Genomic DNA, 24,020 nt, shown 5'->3' on the forward strand with positions numbered 1-24,020 from the left:
ATGGAACTCCTCGCCAACCTTGCGCTCGGCTTTTCGACGGCGACATCGCTGACAAATCTTGGTTTCTGCCTGATCGGCGTCCTTCTCGGCACGCTGATCGGCGTCCTGCCCGGCATCGGCGCCACCGCAACCATCGCCATGCTCTTGCCGATCACCTTCCAGATCGGTGACCCGGTGTCCTCCCTCATCATGCTCGCCGGCATCTATTACGGCGCGCAATATGGCGGCTCCACCACCGCCATTCTCATCAATATGCCCGGCGAATCCTCTTCGGCAGTCACCGCAATCGACGGCTATCAGATGGCCAAGAATGGCCGCGCCGGGGCGGCACTCGCGATCGCGGCGATAGGCTCGTTCTTTGCCGGCACGGTGTCGACCTTCCTCGTCGCCATCTTTGCCCCGCCGCTGACGGCGATCGCGCTGGAATTCGGCGCGGCCGAATATTTTTCGCTGATGATCGTCGGCCTCGTCTCGTCCGTCGCGCTTGCCCATGGCTCGATCGTCAAGGCGCTGGCGATGGTCGTGCTCGGCCTGCTGCTCGGCATTGTCGGCACCGACATCTACACCGGCACGCCGCGCTTCACGCTCGGCATCACCGAATATGCGGACGGGCTGAATTTCGTCGCGGTGGCGGTCGGCGTCTTCGGCGTCGCCGAGATCCTGCGCAACCTCGAGAACGAGCATGAGCGCTCCGTGCTGATCCGCAAGGTCTCCGGCCTCATGCCGACCCGCGAGGATTTTCGGCGCATGGCGGCGCCCATCGTGCGCGGAACGATCATCGGTTCGGCGCTCGGCATCCTGCCGGGAGGCGGCGCGATCCTTGCCGCCTTTGCCTCCTACACGGTCGAAAAGCGCGTATCGAAAAATCCGGGGGAATTCGGCAAGGGCGCCATCGAAGGCGTCGCAGGACCGGAATCGGCCAACAATGCCGGCGCCCAGACCTCCTTCATCCCGATGCTGACGCTCGGCATTCCGGCCAACCCGGTGATGGCGCTGATGATCGGCGCGATGATCATCCAGGGCATCGTACCCGGCCCCAATGTCGCGACCGAACAGCCGGCCCTGTTTTGGGGCATCATCGCCTCGATGTGGATCGGCAATCTGATGCTGATCGTCCTGAACCTGCCGCTGATCGGGCTTTGGGTGAAGCTCCTCACGATCCCTTACTACGTGCTCTTCCCGATCATTATGGCGTTCTGCTCGATCGGCGTTTACAGCGTCAGCACCAACGTGTTCGACCTCTACGCCGTCGCCTTCTTCGGCATCCTCGGCTACCTCCTGACCAAGCTGCGCTGCGAACCCGCGCCATTGCTGCTCGGCTTCGTGCTTGGCCCGCTGCTTGAGGAAAACCTGCGCCGCGCCATGATTCTCTCGCGCGGCGACCCGAGCACCTTCGTGACGAGACCGATCAGTGCCGGCCTGCTTTTCATTGCGCTCGCGGTGCTCGTCATCGTCTTCCTGCCCGCGGTCAAGAAGAAGCGCGAAGAGGTGTTCGTGGAGGAGAATTAGCCACTTCGTCCGCCAGACCGAGCGGCCCGATCGGCACCAGCGGCGCCGGCACATCGGTCGTCTTCTCCGCCGCCTTGCAGATGTCGGCGATGACGCAGGCCGGACAATTCGGCTTGCGCGCCTTGCAGACATAGCGGCCATGCAGGATCAACCAGTGATGCGCGTGGCGCATGTATTCGTCCGGTATGATCTTCAGCAGCCCTTGCTCGACTTGCTCCGGCGTCTTGCCGGGCGCCAGGCCGAGCCGGTTGCCGATGCGCAGTATATGCGTGTCGACCGCCATCGTGTGCTGACCGAAGGCCATGTTGAGCACGACGTTGGCGGTCTTGCGCCCGACCCCCGGCAACTTGACCAGTTGCTCGCGGTCGTCGGGCACCTCGCCGCCATGGTCCGCGATCAAGGCCTGCGACAGCGCAATGACGTTCCTGGCCTTGTTGCGCCAGAGCCCTATCGTGCGGATGTAGTCGCCGACCTTGGCCTCGCCCAGCGCCAGCATCTTTTGCGGCGTATCGGCGACCTTGAACAGCGCCCGCGTCGCCTTGTTGACGCCGGCATCGGTGGCTTGAGCCGAAAGCACCACCGCCACCAGCAGCGTGAAGGCGTTGACATGCTCGAGCTCGCCCTTCGGCTCCGGCCGCTGTATGGAAAAGCGCCGGAAGATCTCATGCACTTCGGCCGCGCTGTAGAGCGACCGTGATCTGACCGGCCTCGGTCGCGGCTTGGCGTTCGAGCCGTCGCGCCGGCCGGGCGGCAATTCCTTCTTGGGCATCGGGGAATTTTTGGGCATCGGGGATTTTTTGGACTTGGGGCTCGCCATACCCTTCCTATAATATCCCGGCATGAGCGATACAAACGCCTCTTTCCAGGCCGACGAGCCCTTCTTCCACGTTTTGCTGACACCGCACCGTTCGCTCGGCCGCACCGGCTTTTTCGTGCTGATGGGCACGCTGCTGTTCGGCTGGCTGGTGACAGGGGCGTTCTTCCTGTCGCGCGGCGCATGGCCGGTGTTCGGCTTCTTCGGCCTCGACGTGATCGGCGTCTACATCGCCTTCCGCGCCAACTACCGCGCCGCCCGCGCCCGCGAGGAGGTGTCGGTCTCCCGAACCAGCCTCGACATCCGCAAGACGGCGCCGTCAGGCAAATCGGAAGCGCATCGCTTCAATCCGTTCTGGTCGCGTTTCTCGATCGCCCGCCATGCCGAGATCGGCATCACCAGGATGGTGGTGGAGGCTCAAGGGAAGTCCGTCTCGATCGGCACCTTCCTCAACCCCGACGACCGCGAGAGCTTTGCCACGGCCTTTTCACGCGCGCTGGCAACCGCCAAGGCGCGCTGAACCAGCGCTTCAGAACCGATAGCGCAAAAGCCTGCCGATCTTGCGCAGTGCGGGAATGTATTTCCAAAGGCGAACGAACAATTTCGCTACCCTGCCCATGCGGGCGGCGTGTTCCGGCTTGTAGGCCGAGATGTCCTCGACGAACCGCAGCTTCGGAACGGCGCGCTCCAGTTCGTGCGGATCCTCGATGGCCCAGTGGACCTCGGCGCCCGTCGCCCTGACCGACGGATTGAGGCGAAGGCAGCTTCAGGCCGAAATGGCTGTAGGCGTCGAACATCAGCTCGCCACTGGCAAGATGCGAGACAAGCCGTGAAAACAAACGTGGCCCTTCCTCGGCGGCGAGATAGGGTGTCAATCCTTCCGCCACCACCATGGCCGGGCGATTTCGGGGCACCTCAGTCAGCCAGTCCAGTTCCGTCACCGACGAAGCGATCAAATGGTAATGCTGCCGGGACGGGTAAAGCCTGCGCCTGAGCGCGATGACGTCCGGATAGTCGACATCGAACCAGTCCACGCCTTCTGGCGGATCGACGCGAAATATGCGGGTATCGAGCCCACAGCCCAGATGCAGCACGATGGCGTCGGGATTTCTGGCGAAAAAGTCCTGAACGTGGACGTCTAGCGTCTTTGCTCTGATCGCCAGCCCGATGCCGAGATTGCTATCAACCTTGAGCCTGGAAAAATCATAATCGATCTTGCGCACCGCCTCGTCGGCGAACCGATCCTCAAGCAGCGAATGGGGTAGCCGGCTCTCCAGCGCCTTGCCGTAGAGCGTCAACAGCAAGGTCTCCCTTGCCCCGGTCAGATTTACCTTCTCGCCGAACATGATTGTCCACTTCCGTTCGAGCCGACTCTATCTGGGTACGGGCAGCGGGAAGGCAAGTTTCGGGTGGTGGCAAAGGGCAGGAAGAACGATATTCGCGGTCAAGGAGATATTGCCATGAACGCCCAGATGACCATGAATACCCGCATGAAACCGACCGCGATCCTTGAGAACGACATCACGCCCGAAGGCAGCGACTATGAGGTGGTCCGCCGCGCCATCGAGAAGATCAGTCTCGACTATCGCGACCAGCCCTCGCTGGAGATTCTGGCCGAGGAGGTCGGCGAGACCCCGACCGGCCTGCAAAAACTGTTCACCCGCTGGGCCGGTCTGTCGCCCAAGGCCTTCCTGCAGGCGGTTACGCTCGACCATGCGCGCAAGCTGCTCGATTCAGGCATGCCGCTGCTCGAAACCTCGTTCGAGCTTGGCATGTCAGGACCTGGCCGGCTGCACGATCTCTTCGTCACCCACGAAGCGATGTCGCCGGGCGACTACAAGACGCGTGGCGCCGGCCTCACCATCCGCTACGGCTACCACATCTCGCCCTTCGGCATCGCCTTGATCATGGTCACCGACCGTGGGCTGGCCGGTCTCGCCTTCAACGATCCAGGCGGCGAGCGGGCGGCCTTCGCCGACATGTCCAGCCGCTGGCCGAACGCCAACTATGTCGAGGACATGAGCGCCACCGCGCCTTATGCGGCGCGCATCTTCGATCCGACGCTGTGGCGCGCCGACCAGCCGCTGCGCGTGGTGATGATCGGTACCGACTTCCAGCTGCGCGTCTGGGAAGCCCTGTTGCGCATCCCGATGGGCAAGGCCTGCACCTACTCCTCGATCGCCGAAAGGATCGGCGCACCGAACGCCAGCCGAGCTGTGGGCGCAGCGGTCGGCGCCAACCCGATGTCGTTCGTCGTGCCGTGCCATCGCGCACTTGGCAAATCCGGAGCGCTTACCGGCTATCACTGGGGCCTGACACGCAAGCGCGCCATCCTCGGCTGGGAAGCAGGGCAGGTCGCGTCCTGAAACGTCGATTTTTTCCGTTTCAGTTGCATAAAACCGCAGATATCAGTATCAACAAGTATTCCTATAATTACTCTCCAGCGATTAGAAGCTATACAACCGGCGACAACCTATGGTTTCGCCGGTTTTCTTTGTTACGCCGAAGCAATATTATTTAAGTTTACCCTAAATTAACCACGATAAAGCGAGGATACCTTTGGATTAGGTCGGACTGTCCGGCTTGATAGGAGGATTCGATGAAGCTCTTCCGCACCGCCATCGGTGCAGCTGTTCTTGTTGCCTGTATCGACCAGACGGCATCGGCCGCGACCGGAAACGTCCTGTTCAACGGCACCATAACCGCGACCTGCACGCTGACGGTGAATTCCAACGGCACGATGACCGTCAGCACCAACCTTCAGTCGCTGAGCTCCCACAATGCCGGCGGTTCGGCCGGCAGCGTCCAGGTGGACACCACGGGCGGTGTCTCGCTCAGCGTCGATCCGGTCACATCCACCACCGTGCCCGCCTCTGATGTCACGGCCACCACCTGGACGCCGACCTTCGCCTCCACCGGTGCCCACACCATTGCGGAAACCGGCACCACGACCGCGCTTGCCGCGCCCGGCACTTCGACCGTCGCGGTCAATCTCGCCGGCACCAAGGGCGGCAGCAACCGCTTCTCCGCCGGCAACTATCAGGCAACGGTCACGCTTCGCTGCGAATGACACCCTCGCGAAAGGAGGGAGCTTTGACACATGTTCGAATTCTGGCGGCGGCACTGGCTGTCGCCCTCGTTCCCATTGCCGCGTCGGGCCAGTCGATGACGCCGATGCGCGGCGAGGTCAGGTCCTTTACCGACGCCTTCGCCGTGCGGGTCTTCCCGGGCAACCCGTATGACCAGCGCATACGCGTCGAAATCCATGTCTATGACCAGAATTTCCAACCCGTCGATGCCAGGATCACGCCGAACGCCTTCCTGCTGGCTGGCCAGGCATCGCGCCCAGTTCTGGTGGTCGTGCCGTTCGACGGCGCGACCGAGCGTAAAGTGCGTATCTGTACCGAGAGTATCCCCTTTCCAAGCGAGCAGACGCAAATAAGGGCACAGATATGCGGAAAGTTTTTCGGGCATCGCAGGTTCTGACCCTTTCCTTGCTGCCCGCTTGGGCGGTCGTAAATCAGGGGTTTGCCGAGGATATCCTGAACCTGAACCAGAACCAGACGGGCTTCACTCTGCCCGGCGTCACCTTGCCCCAGGGCCAGGACGAGGTTCATGCGTCCGACGGCACGACCTGCCGCTCCGCAGTTTCCGGCAGCGGCGCCTATCTCGACGTCGGCGTCATCAGAGGCAACAGCAACAGCCAGTCGAACAGTGACCTCGCCACTTACGGCCGCGTGGTGATCCCGCTGGGGCGGAAGCCGAAGCGCGTCGATTGCAGCCGCCTCTACGAGCTCGAGGTCGAGCGACTGCAGCTTGAACTGAAGCTGCTGAAGATGGGCCTCGGCGCCGACGGCCAGACGGCAAGTGTGACCCCCGCCCCTGCCGCCACATCACCCGGATGGGCCGACGAAGGCTGGAGCATCAGAACCGGAAACGGCCATGGCAAGAAAAAGAAGAAGAAATAGCAGCGCGCTGCTTGCCTTCGCCGCGCTCGCCGGCTTCTGCCTGCCGGCACAGTCGGCGATCATCGGCACCTGCATGATCATGATCGGCGCCTCGGGAACGATGACGCCGAACCCAGCGATCAACATATTCGGCTCCAAGCAGGCCGGCGGGTCGAGCGCCGGCGCCACCATCACCGCAAGCTCCCTGCTCTGCTCCATACTCAATTTGCTCGATTGCTTTTCGGTTTCGGCGCCGCCGCCTATCGCCTTTACCTCCGCGCCAAGCGGCGGCGACACCAACACCACTTTCGCCACCGTCTTCCGCCTCGATGGCTCGGGCACCGACATCCCAGGCAGTTCGCCGCAGCGCGTCACCAACGGCACCCACACCATCCAGGTCGACCTCGCCGCAACCAAATCTTCAGGCATCTTTCCGGCCGGCAACTATCAGGGCATGGTCACGGTGCGCTGCGAATGACAAGAGACGCACGCGGCACCCGGATGGACTGGCAACCGGCAGTCTTACGGGTTAGCCTCCCGCGCAATCAGCAGGAGGCACTTCTTGATTATCGTTGTCGGCTCGATCAACCTCGACCTCATCGCCAATGTCGACCGCTTGCCAGCACCTGGCGAGACGGTGCGCGGCTCGCATTTCGCCACCGCGCCCGGCGGCAAGGGCGCCAACCAGGCATTGGCTGCCGCGCGCGCCGGCGCCAAGGTGCGCATGGTGGGCGCGGTCGGCAAGGATAGTTTCGCCGCCGAGGCAACCGCATTGCTCAGGGACGGGAAAGTCGATCTGTCTGGCGTCGGAGAGAGCTTCGCCTCGACTGGCACGGCGCTGATCCTGGTCGGCGCCGACGGCGAGAACGTCATCGCCGTGGTGCCGGGCGCCAACGATTCGGTGCTGCCGGCCGACATTACCAAAGCCCTGCTGAAAAAGAACGATGTCGTGCTGCTGCAGCACGAGATCCCGCTGCAGACCGTCGAGGCCGCGCTCGACGCGACCCGGGCGGCCGGCGCGATCAGTGTGCTCAACACCGCGCCGTTTCTCGCGGAGGCGTCCGACCTGCTTGCCAAGGCCGACTATGCCGTCGCCAACGAAACCGAATTCGACCTCTATGGCGAGGCGCTGTCGCTCGCCGGCCGCGACCGCTCGGCGCGGATGCGCGACTATGCCGGCAAGACCGGGCGCACCATCGTCGTCACGCTCGGCGGTGACGGCGTGCTGGCCGCGACGCCGGACGATTTCCTGACGGTGCCGGCGCTGAAGATCACCCCGGTCGACACCGTCGGCGCCGGCGACACCTTTTGCGGCTATTTCGGCGCCGGCCTGTCGTCCGGCCTGCCGCTCGAGCAGGCGCTCGTCCGCGCCGCCGCCGCCGGCTCGCTTGCTTGCCTGAAGCCCGGCGCCCAGCCGGCGATCCCGCTGGCAAAAGATGTCGACGCCGCCTTGCAAGAACCTGCCAGCTAGACCTGCGGGCTTAAGGGGATGACAGCCATGCGACCCGTGACGAAACATGCCGTGGCGCCGGCCAGCGAGATTTGCCGGCTGTCCGCCATGGAGCTTGCCGAGGCAATCAGGCGACGGCGCCTGTCGGTGCGTGAGGTGGTCGCGGCCTTCCTCGACCGCATCGAGGCGGTGAACCCACAGGTCAACGCCATCGTGTCGCTGCGCGAACCCGCCGACATCCTGGCGGAAGCCGACAGGGCCGATGCCCACCTGGCGCGAGGCGGCGAGGCTGGATCCCTATTCGGCCTGCCGATCGCCATCAAGGACCTTGCCTTGACCAAGGGCCTCAGAACCACCTTCGGCTCGCCGATCTTTGCCGATTTCGTCCCCGGGGAGGACGATTTCTTCGTCGAGCGCGTGCGCAAGGCCGGCGCCATCATCATCGGCAAGACCAATGTTCCCGAATTCGGATTGGGTTCGAACACCTACAACAGCGTGTTCGGCCCGACGCTCAATGCCTTCGACCCGGCCTTGACCGCCGGCGGCTCGAGCGGTGGTGCTGCGGTCGCGCTGGCGCTCGACATGCTCCCCGTCGCCGACGGCAGCGACTTCGGCGGCTCGCTGCGCAATCCAGCCGCCTACAACAATGTCTACGGCTTCCGCCCATCGCAGGGGCTTGTCCCGGCCGGTCCCGACATCGATGTCTTCCATGCGCAGATGGGCGTGGAAGGTCCGATGGGCCGCAATGTGCGCGACATCGCACTGCTGCTCGACGAGCAGGCCGGCTACCATCCGCGCGCGCCGCTCTCGCATCATAAGCAGGGCTCTTTCCTGGAAGGACTGCAAACGCCGGCGGGCGGCGGCCGCATCGCCTGGTTCGGCGATCTCGGTGGCCATCTGCCGGTGGAAGCAGGCATTCTCGATCTTTGCGAGGCAGCTTTGGGCAGGATCGCCGGCGCGTCGTTCCAAAGCGAGGCGCTGGTGCCGGATGTCGACTTCGAAGCGCTGTGGCAGGCTTTTGTCACGTTGCGCCAGGCAAGCAGCGGCTGCGCGCTGAAAGCCCACTACGACGATCCGGCAAAGCGCAAACTTCTCAAGCCCGAGGCCGTGTGGGAAGTGGAGCAGGCGCTGCACCTCACCGCGCCGCAAATCCACTCCGCAACGGTGCGGCGCTCGTCGTGGCACAAAACGCTGCTGTCGCTGTTCGAGCGCTTCGACCTCGTCGCGCTGCCGACCGCGCAGGTCTTTCCCTTCGCGGTCTCCACCCACTGGCCGAACCAGGTGGCCGGGCGCGACATGGACAGCTATCACCGCTGGATGCAGGTTTCCGCCTTCGCCACGCTGGGCGGCTGTCCGGCCCTCAACGTGCCGGTCGGTTTCGACGAGAGGGGCCGGCCGATGGGCATGCAGCTGATTGGACGGCCGCGCGGCGACCTTGCCGTGCTCAAGGCGGGAGCGGCCTATGAGGCGACGCTGCCATGGCAGGTCGCCTCCTCCTGAAGCCAGCCTGGTTCTATCGGTGCCAATTCCACCGGCTTGCGCCGACGGCGATCCCATGCATTGATTTGACATGGCCGCGTCGCATAGCGGCATTCTGTCGAGGAAACCCCCATGTCGCTGGAACTCTACGCCGCCTATCTGCTTGCCTGTCTCGTCATAATCCTGGTGCCCGGACCGACAGTGACGCTGATCATCGCCAACAGCATCCGTCACGGCTCGCGCGCCGGCCTTGCCAATGTCGCCGGCACCCAGGCCGGGCTTGCCATCATGATCGCCATTGTCGGCATCGGCCTGACCTCGCTGATCGCGGGCATGGGCCATTGGTTCGAATGGGTGAGGCTGATCGGCGCCGCCTATCTGATCTGGATGGGCGTGCAGATGTTCCGCTCGAAGGGCACGCTGAACGCCGACGGGACGGCGCGGAAGCCGCGCGGCGGCTTCTTCCTGCAGGGCCTGCTGGTGGCGCTGAGCAACCCGAAGACGCTGGTGTTCTTCGGCGCCTTCTTCCCGCAATTTATTTCCCCGGAAGGCAACTATGCGCTGCAGATCACGGTCATGGGCCTCACCGCGATGATCTTCGCCGCCGTGTCGGATTCGACCTACGCACTCGCCTCCGCCCGCGCCGGACGCCTGCTGTCGGCCAGCCGGGTCAAGCTGCTGTCGCGGATCAGCGGCAGCTTCCTGGTCGGCGGCGGCCTGTGGCTGGCTTTTTCGAAGGCGAAGTGAGCGCACCCTTCCCTCACCCGTTTACGGGGAGAGGGTGGTCGCGCAGCGACCGGGTGAGGGGCAGCTCCGGTGTTGCAGGCAATTATCGACGTTTGCGCGGCCCCTCATCCCCCTGCCGGGACCTTCTCCCCGTGAACGGGGAGAAGGAGGCTTTCAGAGCCGCCCCAGCCTCTCCAGCAGCAGCGCGAAAAACGCGTCGTGGTCGATGTCACGCATCACCATGGCGTTCTGCGGCCGCTTGGTCACACCCCACCAGTCGATCACGGTCATGCCCATGGTCAGCTCGGACGAGGTTTCGACCGTCACGTTGCAGTTGCGGCCCTTGAACAGCTCCGGCTTCAGCAGATAGGCGATGACGCAGGGGTCGTGCAGCGGCCCGCCGTCGGTGCCGTATTTCTCCTCGTCGAAGCGCTCGAAGAACTCCAGCATCTCCGCCGTCGCCGTGCCGACCCTGGTGCCAAGCTTGCGGAAAGCCTGGGTGCGCGTGGCGGTGGTCAGCGCCTTGTGGGTGACGTCGAGCGGCATCATGACGATCGGAATGCCGGCCTTGAACACGACATCGGCGGCATGCGGGTCGACATAGATGTTGAATTCGGCAGTCGGCGTGACATTGCCGCCCTCGAAGAAGCCGCCGCCCATCAAAACGATCTCCTTGATGCGCGGCGCGATCCTCGGCTCGCGGATCAGCGCCAGCGCGACGTTGGTGAGCGGCCCGAGCGCGCAGAGCGTGATCGTGCCGCTCGGCTCGTTGATCAGCGTCTCGACGATGAAATCGACCGCATACTGGTCCTGCAGCGTCATCGTAGGGTCGGGCAGCTGCGGCCCGTTGAGGCCGGTCTTGCCATGCACTTCCTCGGCGGTGACCAGTTCGCGTGCCAGCGGCCGGATGGCGCCGGCATAGACCTTGATATCGGGCCGTCCGGCCAGCTCGCAGATCTTGCGTGCATTCTTTTCGGTAAGGTTCAACGGCACGTTGCCGGCAACAGCTGATATGCCGACGATGTCCAGCTCGGCGCTGCCGAGCGCCAGCAATATGGCGACGGCATCATCCTGGCCGGGATCCGTGTCGATGATGATCTTGCGGGTATGGGGCATTTCAATTCCTTGTCTGGGAGTCTTTTTGGGCGGGGTTTTTGATGGCTTGAACTTGGCCGGGGGGCAGACCATATCAAGACCATCGGGAAAAATGCCATCTGGGTTTTTCCAGTTTATGTCGCTCTTGAGAGGACACTGTAACATGAGCCGAATGACGCCCTTTTCGAGTCCGCTTCTCCTTGGCTTCGACGCCATGGAAAAGACGCTCGAACGCCTGGCGAAGTCCGGCGACAGCTACCCTCCCTATAACATCGAGCGCCTCAGCGGTGCTGACGGCAATGCCGAAAGGCTGCGCATCACGCTTGCCGTCGCAGGCTTCGCCGAAAGCGATCTCGATGTCACCACGGAGGAGAACCAGCTCATCGTGCGCGGCCGTCAAAATGACGACACCGAGCGCGAATTCCTCCACCGCGGCATCGCCGCGCGCCAGTTCCAGCGGTGTTTCGTGCTGGCCGACGGCATGCGGGTGATCGCGGCGGAGCTGAAGAACGGCCTGCTGTCGATCGATCTCGACCGCCCGGAGGCCGAGCGGCTGGTACGGAAAATAAACATATCGGTGAAAGACTGATCCTCACCGATGGCTCTCATGCGAGGCGGCCTTGAGCGGCGTCCTCGCGTCAAGGAGGCTTGAAATGACCAGAACTGACGAAAATCTCGCCATGTCCAGCGGCGAATTCGCCCATCTCGGCGAAGGTACGGTCGCCTATCTGAGGAAAGTGTCGAGCGACGATCTGCGCGGGCGCTTCCCCGGCCTCGGCGAAATCGCGCCCGGCATGGAGCTGTGGGCGCTGTTTGCCGCCAACGGCCAGCCGATCCTGCTTTCGGATGCCCGTGACCGGGCTCTGGCGGGCGCGCTTGAGAACGACCTGACCACCGTCGCTATCCACTAAAGCGACTGCTGGCCACTGAAATGGACAGGGCCGCCTGCGGCGGACCTTGGAAGATTTATCCCAAAGAAACTTCAGGCCGCGTGCGAGGCCTGTGTGTCCGACAAAAGCGCATGGATCGCGACCGCGTCGCGCGTGCCCCTGATCTTGGCCACCGTGTCGGCATCGCGCAGCACACGCGCGATGCGCGACAAGGCCTTGAGGTGGTCGGCGCCCGCACCTTCCGGCGCCAAGAGCAGGAACACCAGATCGACCGGCTGATCGTCCAGTGCCTCGAAATCGACCGGTGTCTCCAACCGGGCAAAGACGCCCGCAATGCGCTTCACCCCGGCCAGCTTGCCATGCGGAATGGCGATGCCGTTGCCGACGCCGGTGGAACCCAACCGCTCGCGCTGCAGGATGGTGTCGAACACCTCCCGCTCCGGAATGCCGGAAATCCCCGCCGCCCTTTCGGACAGCAATTGCAGCAGCTGCTTCTTTGAGTTCGCCTTCAACGCCGGCATGATCGCCGGAACGTTGATCAGATCGCTCAGATCCATGCTTGAAATTCCCTTGTTCGCCCGCCGCCCGCCAGTCCTCGCCCCCTCGCGCGGCTGGCTTCTTATCCCTGTGCGACTTTGGTCGTGGACGGATCGATCCAGCCGATGTTCCCATCCGGCCGGCGATAGACGATGTTGAGATGATCGTTCCCGGCATTGCGGAAGACGAAAACCGGGCTGTCCTTCGTGTCGAGCTCGATGACGGCCGACGCCACCGACATGGTGCGCAGCGTCATTGTCGATTCGGCGACGATGGCCGGCGCGAAATTGTCCGGTATCTCCTCGTCGTCATCGGCAAGCGGGGCCATCACCGTATAGGCGATGTCGGTGGGTTCGCCGTTTCCATTGCCGGAATTGTGCGACTTCAGCCGGCGCTTGTAGCGCCGAAGCCGCGTCTCCAGGCGGTCTGCCGCAGCCTCGAAGGCCAGCGTCGGATCCTGGGCGTCGCCGGTCGCCTGCAGCGATGCGCCGGAATCGAGCCGGATCATGCAGTCGGCGGAATAGCGCGACCCTGATTTGATGACCGTGACATGCCCTGAAAAACCGCGGTCGAAATATTTTCCGATCGCCTCGCCGACACGGTCGTTGATGCGCGTACGAAACGCATCGCCGATATCCATGTGTTTTCCCGATATGCGCAGTTTCATCTGAAAACTGACCTTCCCTGCTCAGGCTTCAAACTGCCCCGAGTTTATACTCGTGGTCCGTGCGCACAAGCTTTGCGGCGGCACTCCCGCTGTTTTTAAATCCGGACTTTCCGATTGATCACAAGCCGCCTTCTTGGCCGTCCCGTGGCCTTCACCGTGACGGACCATTCGCATGCGGGCTTCGAGCCCGTCTCATGCGGGCGGGCTTCTAGCCACTTCATTGCGGCTTGTCAATGAAGCACGAGAACTGTGGAAATCCGGCCGTCTCGCAGGGCCCGTTTTGGGACCGTATCAACGCCCGACGCTGGCCAGGGCCCGTTTTTCGCGCCGCCGCTGCACCGACGAGGGAATGTTCATGCCTTCCCGGTACTTGGCGACGGTGCGCCGCGCGATGTCGACGCCGCTTTCCCTCAGCATATCGACAATGGCGTCGTCGGAAAGCACGTCGACGGGCTTTTCCTCGTCGATCAGTTGCTTGATGCGGTCGCGCACCGCTTCCGAGGAATGAGCATCACCGCCTCCCGCCGAAGCGATCGAGGCGGTGAAGAAATAACGCAACTCGAACACGCCGCGCGGCGTCAGCATGTATTTCTTCGCCGTGACCCGGCTGACGGTCGATTCGTGCATGCCGATGGCATCGGCCACCGTGCGCAAATTGAGCGGCTTCAGCTGACGCACGCCATGGACCAGAAACGCGTCCTGCTGGCGCACGATTTCCGACGCCACCTTGAGAATGGTCTTCGCCCGCTGATCAAGGCTGCGCGTCAGCCAGTTGGCGTTCTGCAGGCACTCGGCCAGGAAATCCTTTTCCGTCTGGTTTTTCGCGTGGCCGGAAACCCGCGCGAAATAGATATGGTCGACCAGCACGCGCGGCAGCGTCTCGGCATTGAGCTCCACCGTCCAGCTGCCATCATTGGCCGCCCGCACCTCGACGTCGGCGACGATCGCGTCACTGGCGCCGCCCAGGAATGCCGTGCCGGGCCGCGGGTCGAGCGCCCGGATTTCGGCCAGCATGTCGAGAAGATCCTCCTCGTCGACACCGCAGATGCGTTTCAGCGTCTGGAAATCGCGCCGCGCCAAAAGCTCCAGATTGGCGACCAGCGCCTTCATCGCCGGATCGAGCCGGTCACGCACGGCAAGCTGCAGCGACAGGCATTCCGCAAGGTCGCGGGCAAACAGGCCGGCGGGCTCGAATGTCTGGCAAACGTCAAGCACCTTGGCCACCGCCGCCGCGTTCGCGCCGAGACGGACGGCGATTTCGGCGGTGTCGGCGCGCAGGTAGCCGGCCTCGTCGAGGCCGTCGGCAAGCTCGCCGGCGATCAGCCGCGCCGCCGGATCGGCGAAGGCAAGGGCGATCTGCTCGCCGACATGTTCGCGCAGCGTGATTGCCGTGGCCGCCATGTCGCCGACGTCGAAGCCCTCGGACGACGATCCGCCGGCGTTGCCGCCGGAGGCCGATTTCCATTGCGCCGTAAGGTCGGGCCCGAGCCGTTCGCTGGTGCCGGGATCGTCCGGAAAAAGGTTTTCCAGCGAGGAGTCGAGCTTGTCCGAGATCGCCTCGGCGCTCCATTGCGTCTCGGCTTCGAACCAGTCCCCGTCTGAAGCGGGCTCAGGCGCGGCGTCGTTCTTCTGCGCCTGGTCGCTCGCCGCATCGTCCTGCGGCTCGGCGCGCTCAAGCAGCGGATTGCGTTCGATCTCGTCGTCGATGAAGCGGTCCAGCTCGACATGAGTAAGCTGCAGCAGCCGAATCGACTGCATCAGCTGCGGCGTCATCACCAGCGACTGGGACTGTCGTAGCTGTAGCTTTGCCGCCAGAGCCATGGTTCGGTTTCAAACGCCTTCTCTACCCACTGGGAAGTCTACGCATCGGAACAGCCGGAACAAATTTTCCGACCGGGCATAGAGACTGGCCCGGCTTTTGCTTGTCAAGCGAAACGCTAGCAAGAGTCGCTTACCGGAGCGTTATCCGGGCGAAAAAAAGCAAAAAACAACCGAGAATTGCCCCAAATTCACTGCGGGGAAACGTATTTCACGCTCAGAGCGTAAAACCCTCGCCGAGATAGAGACGACGCACATCCGCATTGGCGACCACTTCGTCGGCGCGGCCATGCGTCAGCACCTGGCCGGCATGGATGATGTAGGCGCGGTCGATGAGGCCGAGCGTCTCGCGCACATTGTGGTCGGTGATCAGCACACCGATGCCGCGCGCCGTCAAATGGCGCACAAGCTGCTGGATGTCGGCGACGGCAATCGGGTCGATGCCGGCGAAAGGCTCGTCGAGCAGCATGTAGGCCGGGCGCGTCGCCAGGGCGCGGGCGATCTCGAGGCGACGCCGTTCGCCGCCGGAAAGCGACAGCGACGGCGCCTTGCGCAGATGGCTGATGTGGAACTCCTCGAGCAGTTCGTCGAGGCTGCGCTCGCGCTCCTTGCGGCTCTTCTCGACCACTTCGAGCACGGCGCGGATGTTCTGTTCGACGCTCAGACCACGGAAGATCGATGCTTCCTGCGGAAGGTAGCCGATGCCGAGCCGGGCACGGCGATACATCGGCATCGAGGTGACGTCGAAGCCGTCGATCTCGATCGTGCCTTCATCCACCGGCACCAGGCCGGTGACCATGTAGAAACAGGTGGTCTTGCCGGCGCCGTTCGGGCCGAGCAGCCCGACCGCCTCGCCGGCACGCACGCCGATGGTCACGCCGCTGACGACCTTGCGGCCCTTGTAGCTCTTGGTCAGGCCCTTGGCGATCAAGGTGCCCTTGAACTTCGCGGAATCGACGTTGGCCGTGGCCGGTGTCCCTAATTTGCCGGCGGCCCGCCCCGGAAGGCGGGCCAGCAGCGACGCTACGCCGGCCATTAGTTCTTCGGCGCTCCCTGCTTCGGTGGCGGTGTCATCGACATGATGACGCGCCCGCCGCAGCCGTCGACATTGGCAAGGCCGGTCTTCATCTGCACGGTGAGCTTGCAGCCCTTCAGCACGTTGGGGCCTTGCGACAGCACCACTTCCTTGCCGGACAGAACGAGCACCTGCGTCTTCATGTCGAAAGTACCGTTGTCGCCGGTGGCGATCTGGTCATCCGACTTCATATAGACTTTGTTCTCGACCACCAGATGGTCGATGTTGGCCGAGCCGGTCATCGCCGAGGCTCCTGCGGCCGCGCCCTTTGCGGCATTGGGATCCTTGACATAGTACACTGTCATCTTGCCGGCCTTGAGCATGGTCGGCCCCTGCGTGACGGTAACGTTGCCGCTGAACACGGCGACACTATCCGCCTGGCGGACTTCCAGCTTGTCGCTTTCGATCTGGATCGGCTGGTCGCCCGACAGTTTGAGGCCGGACTGACTGGTCGCGCCGGACTGGGCAAACGAAGGCACCAGGCCGAGCAGCAGGAGCGCCGATGCCGCGCCCACAAGCCGTGCCGAACTACTGGGACGCATTCGATTCTCCGCTCTTTGCCTCCGCCGCCTTCAGGCTGGCGGCGTCGATGTTGACGCGCACTCTGTTTTCGAAAACCAGCACCTTGCCATTGTCCTGGATCGACATCGTGTCCGCCGTGATCCGCGAGCCGCCGCGGCTGACATCGACCGGATCATTCGTCTTCATAGTGCCTTTGCCCATGTCGAGGAAGATGGATTTGAGCTTGGCCTCGATGCCATCGGTTGTCGTCACCGTGATGTCGCTGGTCAGGTTCATCGTGTTGCCGTCACGATCGTAGATGCCGCGCGTCGCGTTGACGGTCGCCACGTTGTCGGGCGCCAGCGGCAATTTGGCATTGATGCCTTCCAGATCGATGATGCCTTGCTTGCCGACGTCCTGGATGGCCCGCAGCGCCGTCAGCGAATAGGGCAGCTTCTGCTTGGTGAAGCCGTTAAGCTTGGGATTGGCCATCACCAGCTTGCCGTCGGAGAAGGCGCTGCCGTCGGCCTGCACCGAGATCGACACGGGCGCGGCGAGATAGGAGTAGACCGGAAAGGCAACGGCGATGATGGCTGCAAGCAGCGGTACCGCGAATTTCAGCACCCGCACCCGGCGCGAATGCCGCTGCGCGAGGTCGAAGGCGTCACCACGCGTGCCGGCTGGCGCCGCAGGCGCCAAAGCCGTCTCGGCATTGGTCTGTTCGTTCGATCGCGCTAGCATGACTATTTTCTAATAAACCCTTGCCCGCCAAAACACCGCCTATAGGTGGGATGCCGGTCCCCGCAAGCAAGCACAAGCCGAGGAAAACCGCAAAAATATGACGGCCGCTGTCTTACAAACGGAAATGAAGGCGACACAATTTCCGCACTTCATAGCAGATAGGGACAGGCAGCGTTAATTTTTCGTGAAACGCCGCTTCGCAGCCGCAGACAATCTTGTGTCCTGCGCAAACCTTAGGAAACGGTAGCCGGGCGTTGGCGCTTGCTTTAAAAGCATCTCTTCCCATCGACCGTGAGGCTGACCATGGCACTGAGAGCCGACGACCTGATCGACCGCCGCCGTTTGCGCCGCAAGCTGACATTCTGGCGCGTTGCCGCGCTCGGCGTCGCGGCCGCCGCACTGATCGCGCTGTCGGCGTGGGTCTACAGCGACGACTTCACCGGTTCGGCGGTCGACCACATCGCCAAGGTCAGGATCGAAGGCACCATCACCGAGGACGAGGATCTGATCAAACGGCTGGAAACCATCCGCCAGTCCGCGAAGGTGAAAGGCGTCATCCTGTCGATCGATTCCCCCGGCGGCACCACGGTCGGCGGCGAATCGATCTTCGAAGAGGTGCGCAAGCTCGCCGCCGACAAGCCCGTGGTGGCGGAGGTCGGCACGCTCGCCGCATCCGCCGGCTACATGATCGCAAGTGCCGCCGACCACATCGTCGCCCGCAAATCCTCCATCGTCGGCTCGATCGGCGTGCTGATCCAGTATCCCGACGTCAGTGGCTTGATGGACAAGCTCGGCATCAAGCTGGAGGAAGTGAAATCCTCGCCGCTGAAGGCCTCGCCCTCGCCCTTCAAGCCGACCAATGACGACGAGCGCGCCATGGTCCGCAAGCTCATCCTCGACAGCTACGACTGGTTCGTCGGCATCGTCGCCGAACGGCGCAAGATGACCCGCGAGCAGGCGCTGGCGCTTGCCGACGGCTCGATCTTCACCGGCCGCCAGGCGCTTGCCAACCACCTGATCGACGCCGTCGGCGGCGAAACCGAGGCGATCGACTGGCTGGCGACCAAGGGCGTCGACGCCAAGCTCAAGGTGGTGGAATGGAAGGACACGGAAGGGCGCGGCAGCTTCCTGTTCTCCAAGACAATGGCCAGGACGATTGCCGGCGCGCTCGGCCTCCCCGACGCCGGCGGTGACGTGATTCAAGAAATTGGAGCGGACCGCTTGTTTCTTGACGGTCTCGTTTCGGTCTGGCACCCTTGACGGGCCGTTTGGGACGGATGAAAAAGCAAATAAAATCATCCTCATAATTTGACCGCAGTGCTTTCACGGGGACCGTTCTCATGATCAAATCCGAACTTGTGCAGATCATTGCCACGCGCAATCCGCATCTTTTCCTGCGCGACGTCGAAAACATCGTCGGCGCCATTTTCGACGAGATCACCGACGCCCTTGCCGAAGGCAACCGGGTCGAACTGCGCGGTTTCGGCGCTTTTTCGGTGAAAAACCGCCCCGCCCGCACCGGACGCAACCCCCGCACCGGCGAATCCGTCGAGGTCGAGGAGAAGTGGGTGCCGTTCTTCAAGACCGGCAAGGAGTTGCGTGAAAGGCTGAACGGCGGCAAATAGGCGCCGCGCGGGGTCAACCCGGCCTTTCGACAGGAAACCTTATGTTCAATCGCTTCATGCTCATCGTGGTCTTCGTGCCGCTGGCCGTCATCCTGATCGCGCTGGCCGTCGCCAACCGCGAACTGGTCGCCTTCACGCTGGATCCGTTCAATCCCGGCAACCCGGCGCTGACGCTCACGCTGCCCCTCTTCATCTTCCTGTTCCTGGCTCTCGCCGTCGGCATGGTCGTCGGCAGCCTGGCGACTTGGGTCAAGCAGGGCCGCTACCGCAAGCTGGCGCGCCAGCGCGGGGTCGAGGCCGAGAACCTGCGCCAGGCGGTCAGCCGCGCCCCTGCGGCGCCGCAAGGGCCGGCCCAAGGGACAGCTTTGCCGAAGCCGACGGCCTGAAGCACGGTTTGGTGCCTTTCGCTCCACGGAGTTTTTCATGCTGACCATTTCGGCCGCCGAGGTCGACCATGCCCTGAGCTTCAAGGGACTGGTCGAGACGTTGCGCAGTGCCTTTCGCGACGGCGCTCTGCAGCCGGTCCGTCACCATCACACCATCGAACGGCCCGATGGTGCGGCCTCTACGTTGCTGCTGATGCCGGCCTGGACCGATTTCAACGCTGCCGGCATCTCGGCGGGCGGCCATATCGGCGTCAAGATCGTCACCGTATCGCCCGACAACAACGCCATCGGCAAACCCGCAGTGATGGGGCTTTATCTCCTGCTCGATGGCGCGACCGGTGAGCCCGAGGCCATGATCGACGGCCAGCGGCTGACGCAGTGGCGCACCGCCTGCGCCTCGGCGCTGGCCGCGTCCTACCTCGCCCGCGAGGATGCGTCGCGGCTGCTGGTGGTCGGCGCCGGCGCGCTGTCGCCGTTCCTCGCCAAGGCGCACTCGGCGGTACGGCCGATCAAGACCATCCGCATCTGGAACCGCACGCCGGCCAATGCCGAAAAGGTCGCGGCTGAATTGCGCGCGGAGGGTTTCCCGGCCAGCGCCGCCGGCGACCTCGATGCCGAACTCGGCGAGGCCGACATTGTCTCGTCGGCGACCATCACGACGGCGCCGCTGATCAGGGGCGCACTGCTGAAACCAGGCGCTCATGTCGACCTGGTCGGCGGCTTCACGCCGACGATGCGCGAAAGCGACGACGAGGCGATTGCGCGCGCCCGCGTCTATGTCGACACCCGCGCCGGCGCCACCAAGGAAGCGGGCGATATCGTCCAGCCGCTGGCCTCCGGCGTGCTGAAACCGGAAGCCATCGTCGCCGATCTGCATGAACTGGCCCGCGGTGAAAAGCAGGGCCGGCAGAGCGCCGACGAGATCACGCTGTTCAAATCGGTCGGCGCAGCCCTCGAGGACCTCGCCGCCGGCATCGCCGTCTACAAGGCGCTCAAGCGCTAAGACGGTGTAGACGAGTAGGGGGATACGCCTGTCCTACTGCCCTGCCTCTTTCAGCCAGTAGACGCGCAGCCGGTGATTGTCGGGGTCGAGCGCGACGAAGGTTCGGCCGAAATCCATGTCGGTTGGCCTCTGCAAGATGTTCAGGCCTCGCCCGGCCCAGTCTTCATGGGCGGCGTCGACCGCATCAGGCGTATCCAGCGCAAAGACCAGCTCGGCGCCGCCACCCGCCGCCGCGGCCGCCGGCTCCACAGTGTGGCGCGACCACAGGCCGAGCTTGAAGCCGCCGTCGAGCACGAACAGCACGAAGGTTGGCGACGCCTCGACCGGCTGGTGTCCGAGCAGCGCGCCATAGAAGGCGCCGCTTCGCTCGGGGCTGTCGACATAGAGGATGACGAAATTAGGGGGGTTCATGCCTGCTCTCCAGAGTGTTTCGATTGGAGGAACATAGGCGGTCCCACTGTCAGATTCTGGCAGCAGCCGATTTGAAGAACACGAAAAAGTTCGGACGGGATCAACCGCCAGGCGGGAACCGCGGCGTATCCAGCGTCGTTCGCCCTTCCCTGAGCAAGGCCTGCCGCCGGCGCGGGTAGCGGACATCGGTGGCGTTGGAGCCCGGAGATGCGATCGGCGCGAAAATGACGAAAATCCTGCCTCGCCTCGCACCAGGCCACGACGACCCGCACGTTGGCGAAGAAGCCGAGTGCAAACGGCCAGACCATGCGCTCGGAGGCAGCACCGCCGGCGTCACGGTAGAGGAAGCCGAGCTTGCGCTCATTGCGGATGGCCTGCCGCACCAGGCTGAGATCTATGCCTTCGACGGCGCCAGCGGCCGGCCCGACCAGCAGCGTGCTGGCATCGAGGTCCTCGCGCAGATCGTCCGGCAGCACCGCGGCGATCTTGGCCAGCGCGTCTGTGGCGGCGGCCGATAGCCGCGAATCCGGCTGCTTGGCCACCCAGCGCGAGCCGAGCACGATGGCCTCGATCTCTTCATCGGTGAACATCAGCGGCGGCAGCATGAAGCCGAGCACATAGCCCAGCCCCGCCTCGCCCTCGATTGGCGCGCCCTGCCCCTGCAGCGTCGCGATGTCGCGGTAGAGCGTGCGGATCGAGATGCCCATTTCGCTGGCAAGCGTGCGCCCGCTCACTGGCCGGCGATGGCGGCGCAGGATCTGGATCAGGTCGAGCAGGCGTTCGGAGCGGGACATGATCCCAGATTTGCCTGTTTCCTCGGGCGAGGTCCATCGCATGCGCCGGACCATTTTGTTGCGAAGCCGGTGGCCCTATGTCAAAAGCGGCCTGCCGTTCCGGAGACCTTTCTTGAAATCCTTTCGCGACCGAAACCGCGACAACCGCCCGCGCCAGCCTGCGAGATCCGGGACGGAGCAGTCACGCCCACGCGACGGCGGTCATCCGGTCAAGCGGTCGCCAAAGCCTGACGAAAGAAACGAGATACGAGCGCAGGACCGGTCCGAACCGAAGCCTACACCGCGCATCCTTGCCCGCCGCGACGGCGTCTTGCCCGCCGAACGGCTGCCGCTGATCCTCGAAGTTGCGCCCAATGGCGATTATGCGCTGCTCGACAGCGGCGCCGGCCAAAAACTCGAGCAATATGGCCCCTATCGCATCGTGCGGCCCGAGGGCCAGGCGATCTGGCAGAAAGCGCTGCCGGCAAGAGACTGGGAGTGCGCCGACGCCATCTTCACCGGCGACACCGACGAGGAAGGCATCGGCCGCTGGCGCTTCCCGCGGACGCCGCTCGGCGAGACCTGGCCGATGAAGCATGACGGCATCGACTATCTCGGCCGCTTCACCTCGTTTCGCCATGTCGGCGTCTTTCCCGAGCAGGCTTCGCACTGGGACCATATGGCCGGCCTGATCGCGGCGGCGAAGCGGCCGGTCAAGGTGCTGAACCTGTTCGGCTACACCGGGCTTGCCTCGCTGGTGGCGGCCCGCGCCGGGGCCAAGGTCACCCATGTCGATGCCTCCAAGAAGGCGATCGGCTGGGCGCGCGAGAACCAGGAGATGGCCGGGCTGGGCAACAAGCCGATCCGCTGGATCGTCGACGACGCGGTGAAGTTCGCTGAGCGCGAGGAGCGCCGGGGCAGCCGCTACGACATCGTCCTGTTCGACCCGCCCGCCTATGGCCGCGGGCCCAAGGGCGAGGTCTGGCAATTGTTCGAGGATCTGCCGGGCCTGACCGACCTCTGCCGCGCGATCCTGACGCCCAAACCGCTCGCCGTGGTGCTGACCGCCTATTCGATCCGCGCCTCCTTCTTCGCCATCCACGCCTTGATGCGCGACACTTTTGCCGGCATGGGCGGCACGGTGGAGTCGGGCGAATTGATCATCCGCGAGAAATCCGCCGGCCGGGCGCTGTCCACCTCGCTATTTTCGCGCTGGGTGGCCTGAATGAGCGAGCGACACGCAGGCGCGCCAGGGCAGGTCAAGGAAGTCACCAGCCTCGCCAATCCGCTGGTCAAGGACATCAAGGCGCTCGCCTTGAAGAAATTCCGCGACCAGCAGAATGCCTTCATGGCCGAGGGCCTCAAGCTGGTCATCGACGCGCTCGACCTCGGCTGGTCGATCAAGACGCTGATCTTCGCCAAGGCAGGGCGCGGCAATGCGGCGGTCGAAAAGGTCGCGGCGCGCACCGTCGCCGCCGGTGGCACCGTGCTCGAAGTTTCCGAAAAGGTGCTGACGGCGATTACCCGCCGCGACAATCCGCAAATGGTGGTCGGCGTCTTTGCCCAGAAACTCCTGCCGCTGAAGGACATCCGCGCCAGGGACGGCGATGTCTGGGTGGCGCTCGACCGGGTGCGCGACCCCGGTAATCTCGGCACCGTCATCCGCACCGTCGATGCCGTCGGCGCCAAGGGCGTCATCCTGGTCGGCGAAACCACCGATCCGTTCTCCGTCGAGACGGTGCGCGCCACCATGGGCTCGATCTTCGCCGTGCCTGTGGCCAAGGCGACGCCCGAAGCCTTCCTCGCCTGGCGAAAGAGCTTTTCCGGCCTCGTCGCCGGAACGCATCTGAAGGGCGCGGTCGACTACCGCTCGGTCGATTTCTCCAGGAGCCCGGTGCTGCTGTTGATGGGGAACGAGCAGCAGGGCCTGCCCGACAGCCTGGCCGAAAGCTGCGACCGGTTGCTCAGGATCCCGCAGGCCGGCCGCGCCGATTCGCTCAACCTCGCAGTGGCGACGGGCGTCATGCTGTACGAGATCCGGCGCGGCGCGCTGAAGCTGGGGCTGGAGAACACCAAATCGTGAAGTCATGGTCCCCCTATGCCGTGCTGGTCGTCGTCGCCATCGGGCTCGACCAGTGGATAAAACAACTGGTCGAGACCGGCCTCGCCTTTCAGGAGAAGGTCGACCTGGTACCGTTCCTGGCGCTCTTTCGCACCTACAACACCGGTATCGCCTTCTCGATGTTCTCGTCCTTCGGCGACACCGGCCTGGTGGTCATTGCCGCCCTCGTCGTCGCCTTCGTGCTCTATCTCGCGACGCGCACGCCGGCCGGCCATGTCCTTTCGCGCACCGGCTTTGCCCTGATCATCGGCGGCGCGCTCGGCAATCTGATCGACCGCGCCGTCTATGGCCACGTCATCGACTACATATTGTTCCACACGCCGGTTTGGTCCTTCGCCGTCTTCAACCTCGCCGACGCCTTCATCTCGGTTGGCGCAGCACTGGTCGTCTTCGACGAACTGATCGGCTGGCGGCGCGAAGCCAAGCCCCAGGGGCCGGACGCCTGAACGCC

The 24,020-nt window shown here is 64.0% G+C and carries 29 protein-coding genes and 1 pseudogene; 19 read left to right on the plus strand and 11 right to left on the minus strand.

Features of this window, described 5'->3' with window-relative positions:
• Complete coding sequence (locus tag AC04SI_RS09590) at positions 1–1,509, plus strand: tripartite tricarboxylate transporter permease (RefSeq protein ID WP_404278035.1); 1,509 nt, start codon at positions 1–3, stop codon at positions 1,507–1,509.
• Here the strand turns inward: AC04SI_RS09590 and nth are convergent.
• Positions 1,469–2,326 carry an endonuclease III gene (nth, locus tag AC04SI_RS09595; protein ID WP_404278037.1) on the minus strand — a complete coding sequence of 286 codons (858 nt, stop codon included), beginning with the start codon at positions 2,324–2,326 and terminating at the stop codon, positions 1,469–1,471. The two genes, AC04SI_RS09590 and nth, sit on opposite strands and share 41 nt — an antisense overlap.
• Positions 2,327–2,348: 22 nt before the next feature.
• Between nth and AC04SI_RS09600 the strand changes: the two genes are divergently transcribed.
• The gene (locus AC04SI_RS09600) at positions 2,349–2,843 is read left to right on the plus strand and encodes a DUF2244 domain-containing protein (protein ID WP_404278039.1); all 495 of its coding nucleotides are present in this window, start codon (positions 2,349–2,351) and stop codon (positions 2,841–2,843) included.
• On the opposite strand, the gene AC04SI_RS09605 is transcribed toward AC04SI_RS09600, so the two are convergent.
• Entirely contained in the window at positions 2,773–3,669 is an 897-nt protein-coding gene (locus AC04SI_RS09605) for a class I SAM-dependent methyltransferase (RefSeq protein WP_488474156.1), read from the minus strand. The genes AC04SI_RS09600 and AC04SI_RS09605 overlap by 71 nt on opposite strands.
• 114 nt (positions 3,670–3,783) lie before the next feature.
• Between AC04SI_RS09605 and AC04SI_RS09610 the strand changes: the two genes are divergently transcribed.
• From AC04SI_RS09610 to AC04SI_RS09645, 8 genes are all read left to right on the plus strand, one after another.
• The gene (locus AC04SI_RS09610) at positions 3,784–4,689 is read left to right on the plus strand and encodes a methylated-DNA--[protein]-cysteine S-methyltransferase (RefSeq protein ID WP_404278043.1); all 906 of its coding nucleotides are present in this window, start codon (positions 3,784–3,786) and stop codon (positions 4,687–4,689) included.
• A gap of 233 nt (positions 4,690–4,922) precedes the next feature.
• Positions 4,923–5,393: a hypothetical protein gene (locus tag AC04SI_RS09615; RefSeq protein ID WP_404278045.1), complete on the plus strand. Its 471-nt coding sequence runs from the start codon at positions 4,923–4,925 to the stop codon at positions 5,391–5,393.
• 23 nt (positions 5,394–5,416) lie between these two features.
• Positions 5,417–5,809, plus strand: a complete 393-nt coding sequence (locus AC04SI_RS09620) for a PDZ domain-containing protein (RefSeq protein ID WP_404278047.1) — start codon at positions 5,417–5,419, stop codon at positions 5,807–5,809.
• A complete protein-coding gene (locus AC04SI_RS09625) occupies positions 5,776–6,291 on the plus strand; it encodes a hypothetical protein (RefSeq protein WP_488474157.1) in 516 nt (171 codons plus the stop codon). Before AC04SI_RS09620 ends, AC04SI_RS09625 begins: the two co-directional genes overlap by 34 nt.
• Positions 6,266–6,748, plus strand: a complete 483-nt coding sequence (locus AC04SI_RS09630; protein WP_404278051.1) for a hypothetical protein — start codon at positions 6,266–6,268, stop codon at positions 6,746–6,748. The genes AC04SI_RS09625 and AC04SI_RS09630 overlap by 26 nt, the downstream gene beginning before the upstream one ends.
• 84 nt (positions 6,749–6,832) lie before the next feature.
• The gene (locus tag AC04SI_RS09635; protein WP_488474158.1) at positions 6,833–7,741 is read left to right on the plus strand and encodes a ribokinase; all 909 of its coding nucleotides are present in this window, start codon (positions 6,833–6,835) and stop codon (positions 7,739–7,741) included.
• Between the two features lie 18 nt (positions 7,742–7,759).
• On the plus strand, positions 7,760–9,220 hold the full coding sequence (locus AC04SI_RS09640) for an amidase (RefSeq protein WP_404278056.1): 1,461 nt from the start codon (positions 7,760–7,762) through the stop codon (positions 9,218–9,220).
• A 111-nt stretch (positions 9,221–9,331) separates the two neighbouring features.
• On the plus strand, positions 9,332–9,946 hold the full coding sequence (locus tag AC04SI_RS09645; RefSeq protein ID WP_006200381.1) for a LysE family translocator: 615 nt from the start codon (positions 9,332–9,334) through the stop codon (positions 9,944–9,946).
• A 153-nt stretch (positions 9,947–10,099) separates the two neighbouring features.
• Here the strand turns inward: AC04SI_RS09645 and AC04SI_RS09650 are convergent, their stop codons facing one another.
• Complete coding sequence (locus tag AC04SI_RS09650; protein WP_404278058.1) at positions 10,100–11,041, minus strand: nucleoside hydrolase; 942 nt, start codon at positions 11,039–11,041, stop codon at positions 10,100–10,102.
• Positions 11,042–11,183: 142 nt separating this feature from the next.
• Here AC04SI_RS09650 and AC04SI_RS09655 point away from each other — a divergent pair, with 142 nt between their 5' ends.
• Together AC04SI_RS09655 and AC04SI_RS09660 are read left to right on the plus strand one after the other, a co-directional pair.
• Positions 11,184–11,609: an Hsp20 family protein gene (locus AC04SI_RS09655; protein ID WP_192183391.1), complete on the plus strand. Its 426-nt coding sequence runs from the start codon at positions 11,184–11,186 to the stop codon at positions 11,607–11,609.
• A gap of 64 nt (positions 11,610–11,673) precedes the next feature.
• Positions 11,674–11,931 carry a BQ00720 family protein gene (locus AC04SI_RS09660; protein WP_404278060.1) on the plus strand — a complete coding sequence of 86 codons (258 nt, stop codon included), beginning with the start codon at positions 11,674–11,676 and terminating at the stop codon, positions 11,929–11,931.
• Positions 11,932–12,002: 71 nt separating this feature from the next.
• Here the strand turns inward: AC04SI_RS09660 and ptsN are convergent, their stop codons facing one another.
• The 6 genes from ptsN to lptC form a co-directional block, all read right to left on the minus strand.
• Positions 12,003–12,467 carry a PTS IIA-like nitrogen regulatory protein PtsN gene (gene ptsN, locus AC04SI_RS09665; RefSeq protein ID WP_404278062.1) on the minus strand — a complete coding sequence of 155 codons (465 nt, stop codon included), beginning with the start codon at positions 12,465–12,467 and terminating at the stop codon, positions 12,003–12,005.
• A gap of 62 nt (positions 12,468–12,529) precedes the next feature.
• On the minus strand, positions 12,530–13,114 hold the full coding sequence (gene hpf / locus AC04SI_RS09670; RefSeq protein ID WP_040582113.1) for a ribosome hibernation-promoting factor, HPF/YfiA family: 585 nt from the start codon (positions 13,112–13,114) through the stop codon (positions 12,530–12,532).
• Between the two features lie 291 nt (positions 13,115–13,405).
• On the minus strand, positions 13,406–14,935 hold the full coding sequence (rpoN, locus tag AC04SI_RS09675) for an RNA polymerase factor sigma-54 (protein ID WP_404278064.1): 1,530 nt from the start codon (positions 14,933–14,935) through the stop codon (positions 13,406–13,408).
• A gap of 214 nt (positions 14,936–15,149) precedes the next feature.
• Positions 15,150–15,968 carry an LPS export ABC transporter ATP-binding protein gene (lptB, locus tag AC04SI_RS09680; protein ID WP_006200390.1) on the minus strand — a complete coding sequence of 273 codons (819 nt, stop codon included), beginning with the start codon at positions 15,966–15,968 and terminating at the stop codon, positions 15,150–15,152.
• Positions 15,968–16,549, minus strand: a complete 582-nt coding sequence (locus tag AC04SI_RS09685; protein ID WP_120013968.1) for an LptA/OstA family protein — start codon at positions 16,547–16,549, stop codon at positions 15,968–15,970. The genes lptB and AC04SI_RS09685 overlap by 1 nt, the downstream gene beginning before the upstream one ends.
• Positions 16,536–17,249 (minus strand): LPS export ABC transporter periplasmic protein LptC, encoded by a 714-nt coding sequence (lptC, locus tag AC04SI_RS09690; RefSeq protein WP_404278067.1) that lies wholly within the window; start codon positions 17,247–17,249, stop codon positions 16,536–16,538. Before lptC ends, AC04SI_RS09685 begins: the two co-directional genes overlap by 14 nt.
• 303 nt (positions 17,250–17,552) lie before the next feature.
• On the opposite strand from lptC, the gene sppA reads away from it, so the two are divergent.
• The 4 genes from sppA to lhpI all read left to right on the plus strand — a co-directional run bounded on the left by sppA (position 17,553) and on the right by lhpI (position 20,263).
• A complete protein-coding gene (sppA, locus tag AC04SI_RS09695) occupies positions 17,553–18,509 on the plus strand; it encodes a signal peptide peptidase SppA (RefSeq protein WP_404278069.1) in 957 nt (318 codons plus the stop codon).
• Positions 18,510–18,589: 80 nt separating this feature from the next.
• Positions 18,590–18,874 (plus strand): integration host factor subunit beta, encoded by a 285-nt coding sequence (locus tag AC04SI_RS09700; protein ID WP_006200394.1) that lies wholly within the window; start codon positions 18,590–18,592, stop codon positions 18,872–18,874.
• Positions 18,875–18,915: 41 nt separating this feature from the next.
• Positions 18,916–19,260 (plus strand): DUF1049 domain-containing protein, encoded by a 345-nt coding sequence (locus AC04SI_RS09705; RefSeq protein ID WP_120013965.1) that lies wholly within the window; start codon positions 18,916–18,918, stop codon positions 19,258–19,260.
• Positions 19,261–19,297: 37 nt separating this feature from the next.
• A complete protein-coding gene (lhpI, locus tag AC04SI_RS09710; RefSeq protein ID WP_404278080.1) occupies positions 19,298–20,263 on the plus strand; it encodes a bifunctional Delta(1)-pyrroline-2-carboxylate/Delta(1)-piperideine-2-carboxylate reductase in 966 nt (321 codons plus the stop codon).
• A 33-nt stretch (positions 20,264–20,296) separates the two neighbouring features.
• Here the strand turns inward: lhpI and AC04SI_RS09715 are convergent, their stop codons facing one another.
• Positions 20,297–20,674, minus strand: coding sequence for a VOC family protein (locus AC04SI_RS09715; protein ID WP_404278082.1), 378 nt, complete (start codon positions 20,672–20,674; stop codon positions 20,297–20,299).
• 100 nt (positions 20,675–20,774) lie between these two features.
• Positions 20,775–21,468, minus strand: a pseudogene (locus AC04SI_RS09720) (helix-turn-helix transcriptional regulator).
• Positions 21,469–21,580: 112 nt separating this feature from the next.
• On the opposite strand from AC04SI_RS09720, the gene AC04SI_RS09725 reads away from it, so the two are divergent.
• Genes AC04SI_RS09725 through lspA form a run of 3 tightly spaced genes read left to right on the plus strand, consistent with a single transcriptional unit; the run spans position 21,581 to position 24,015 of the window.
• Positions 21,581–22,672, plus strand: a complete 1,092-nt coding sequence (locus tag AC04SI_RS09725; protein WP_404278084.1) for an RsmD family RNA methyltransferase — start codon at positions 21,581–21,583, stop codon at positions 22,670–22,672.
• The gene (locus AC04SI_RS09730) at positions 22,673–23,530 is read left to right on the plus strand and encodes a TrmH family RNA methyltransferase (RefSeq protein WP_404278086.1); all 858 of its coding nucleotides are present in this window, start codon (positions 22,673–22,675) and stop codon (positions 23,528–23,530) included.
• Complete coding sequence (gene lspA, locus AC04SI_RS09735; protein ID WP_404278088.1) at positions 23,527–24,015, plus strand: signal peptidase II; 489 nt, start codon at positions 23,527–23,529, stop codon at positions 24,013–24,015. Before AC04SI_RS09730 ends, lspA begins: the two co-directional genes overlap by 4 nt.
• The last annotated feature ends 5 nt before the right edge of the window (positions 24,016–24,020 follow it).

Source organism: Mesorhizobium sp. CNPSo 4689 (assembly GCF_057784325.1).

What these genes read in the sequence shown, in the direction of transcription:
- AC04SI_RS09600 (WP_404278039.1), top strand. Translation starts at nt 2,349, where the DNA reads ATGAGCGATACAAACGCCTCTTTCCAGGCCGACGAGCCCTTCTTCCAC.
- AC04SI_RS09615 (WP_404278045.1), top strand. Translation starts at nt 4,923, where the DNA reads ATGAAGCTCTTCCGCACCGCCATCGGTGCAGCTGTTCTTGTTGCCTGT.
- AC04SI_RS09705 (WP_120013965.1), top strand. Translation starts at nt 18,916, where the DNA reads ATGTTCAATCGCTTCATGCTCATCGTGGTCTTCGTGCCGCTGGCCGTC.
- lptB (WP_006200390.1), bottom strand. Translation starts at nt 15,968, where the DNA reads ATGGCCGGCGTAGCGTCGCTGCTGGCCCGCCTTCCGGGGCGGGCCGCC.
- AC04SI_RS09640 (WP_404278056.1), top strand. Translation starts at nt 7,760, where the DNA reads ATGACAGCCATGCGACCCGTGACGAAACATGCCGTGGCGCCGGCCAGC.
- nth (WP_404278037.1), bottom strand. Translation starts at nt 2,326, where the DNA reads ATGGCGAGCCCCAAGTCCAAAAAATCCCCGATGCCCAAAAATTCCCCG.
- AC04SI_RS09730 (WP_404278086.1), top strand. Translation starts at nt 22,673, where the DNA reads ATGAGCGAGCGACACGCAGGCGCGCCAGGGCAGGTCAAGGAAGTCACC.
- AC04SI_RS09660 (WP_404278060.1), top strand. Translation starts at nt 11,674, where the DNA reads ATGACCAGAACTGACGAAAATCTCGCCATGTCCAGCGGCGAATTCGCC.
- sppA (WP_404278069.1), top strand. Translation starts at nt 17,553, where the DNA reads ATGGCACTGAGAGCCGACGACCTGATCGACCGCCGCCGTTTGCGCCGC.
- AC04SI_RS09685 (WP_120013968.1), bottom strand. Translation starts at nt 16,549, where the DNA reads ATGCGTCCCAGTAGTTCGGCACGGCTTGTGGGCGCGGCATCGGCGCTC.
- lhpI (WP_404278080.1), top strand. Translation starts at nt 19,298, where the DNA reads ATGCTGACCATTTCGGCCGCCGAGGTCGACCATGCCCTGAGCTTCAAG.
- AC04SI_RS09650 (WP_404278058.1), bottom strand. Translation starts at nt 11,041, where the DNA reads ATGCCCCATACCCGCAAGATCATCATCGACACGGATCCCGGCCAGGAT.
- lptC (WP_404278067.1), bottom strand. Translation starts at nt 17,249, where the DNA reads ATGCTAGCGCGATCGAACGAACAGACCAATGCCGAGACGGCTTTGGCG.
- AC04SI_RS09700 (WP_006200394.1), top strand. Translation starts at nt 18,590, where the DNA reads ATGATCAAATCCGAACTTGTGCAGATCATTGCCACGCGCAATCCGCAT.
- AC04SI_RS09605 (WP_488474156.1), bottom strand. Translation starts at nt 3,669, where the DNA reads ATGTTCGGCGAGAAGGTAAATCTGACCGGGGCAAGGGAGACCTTGCTG.
- AC04SI_RS09715 (WP_404278082.1), bottom strand. Translation starts at nt 20,674, where the DNA reads ATGAACCCCCCTAATTTCGTCATCCTCTATGTCGACAGCCCCGAGCGA.
- AC04SI_RS09645 (WP_006200381.1), top strand. Translation starts at nt 9,332, where the DNA reads ATGTCGCTGGAACTCTACGCCGCCTATCTGCTTGCCTGTCTCGTCATA.
- AC04SI_RS09630 (WP_404278051.1), top strand. Translation starts at nt 6,266, where the DNA reads ATGGCAAGAAAAAGAAGAAGAAATAGCAGCGCGCTGCTTGCCTTCGCC.
- hpf (WP_040582113.1), bottom strand. Translation starts at nt 13,114, where the DNA reads ATGAAACTGCGCATATCGGGAAAACACATGGATATCGGCGATGCGTTT.
- AC04SI_RS09590 (WP_404278035.1), top strand. Translation starts at nt 1, where the DNA reads ATGGAACTCCTCGCCAACCTTGCGCTCGGCTTTTCGACGGCGACATCG.
- ptsN (WP_404278062.1), bottom strand. Translation starts at nt 12,467, where the DNA reads ATGGATCTGAGCGATCTGATCAACGTTCCGGCGATCATGCCGGCGTTG.
- rpoN (WP_404278064.1), bottom strand. Translation starts at nt 14,935, where the DNA reads ATGGCTCTGGCGGCAAAGCTACAGCTACGACAGTCCCAGTCGCTGGTG.
- AC04SI_RS09655 (WP_192183391.1), top strand. Translation starts at nt 11,184, where the DNA reads ATGAGCCGAATGACGCCCTTTTCGAGTCCGCTTCTCCTTGGCTTCGAC.
- AC04SI_RS09610 (WP_404278043.1), top strand. Translation starts at nt 3,784, where the DNA reads ATGAACGCCCAGATGACCATGAATACCCGCATGAAACCGACCGCGATC.
- AC04SI_RS09625 (WP_488474157.1), top strand. Translation starts at nt 5,776, where the DNA reads ATGCGGAAAGTTTTTCGGGCATCGCAGGTTCTGACCCTTTCCTTGCTG.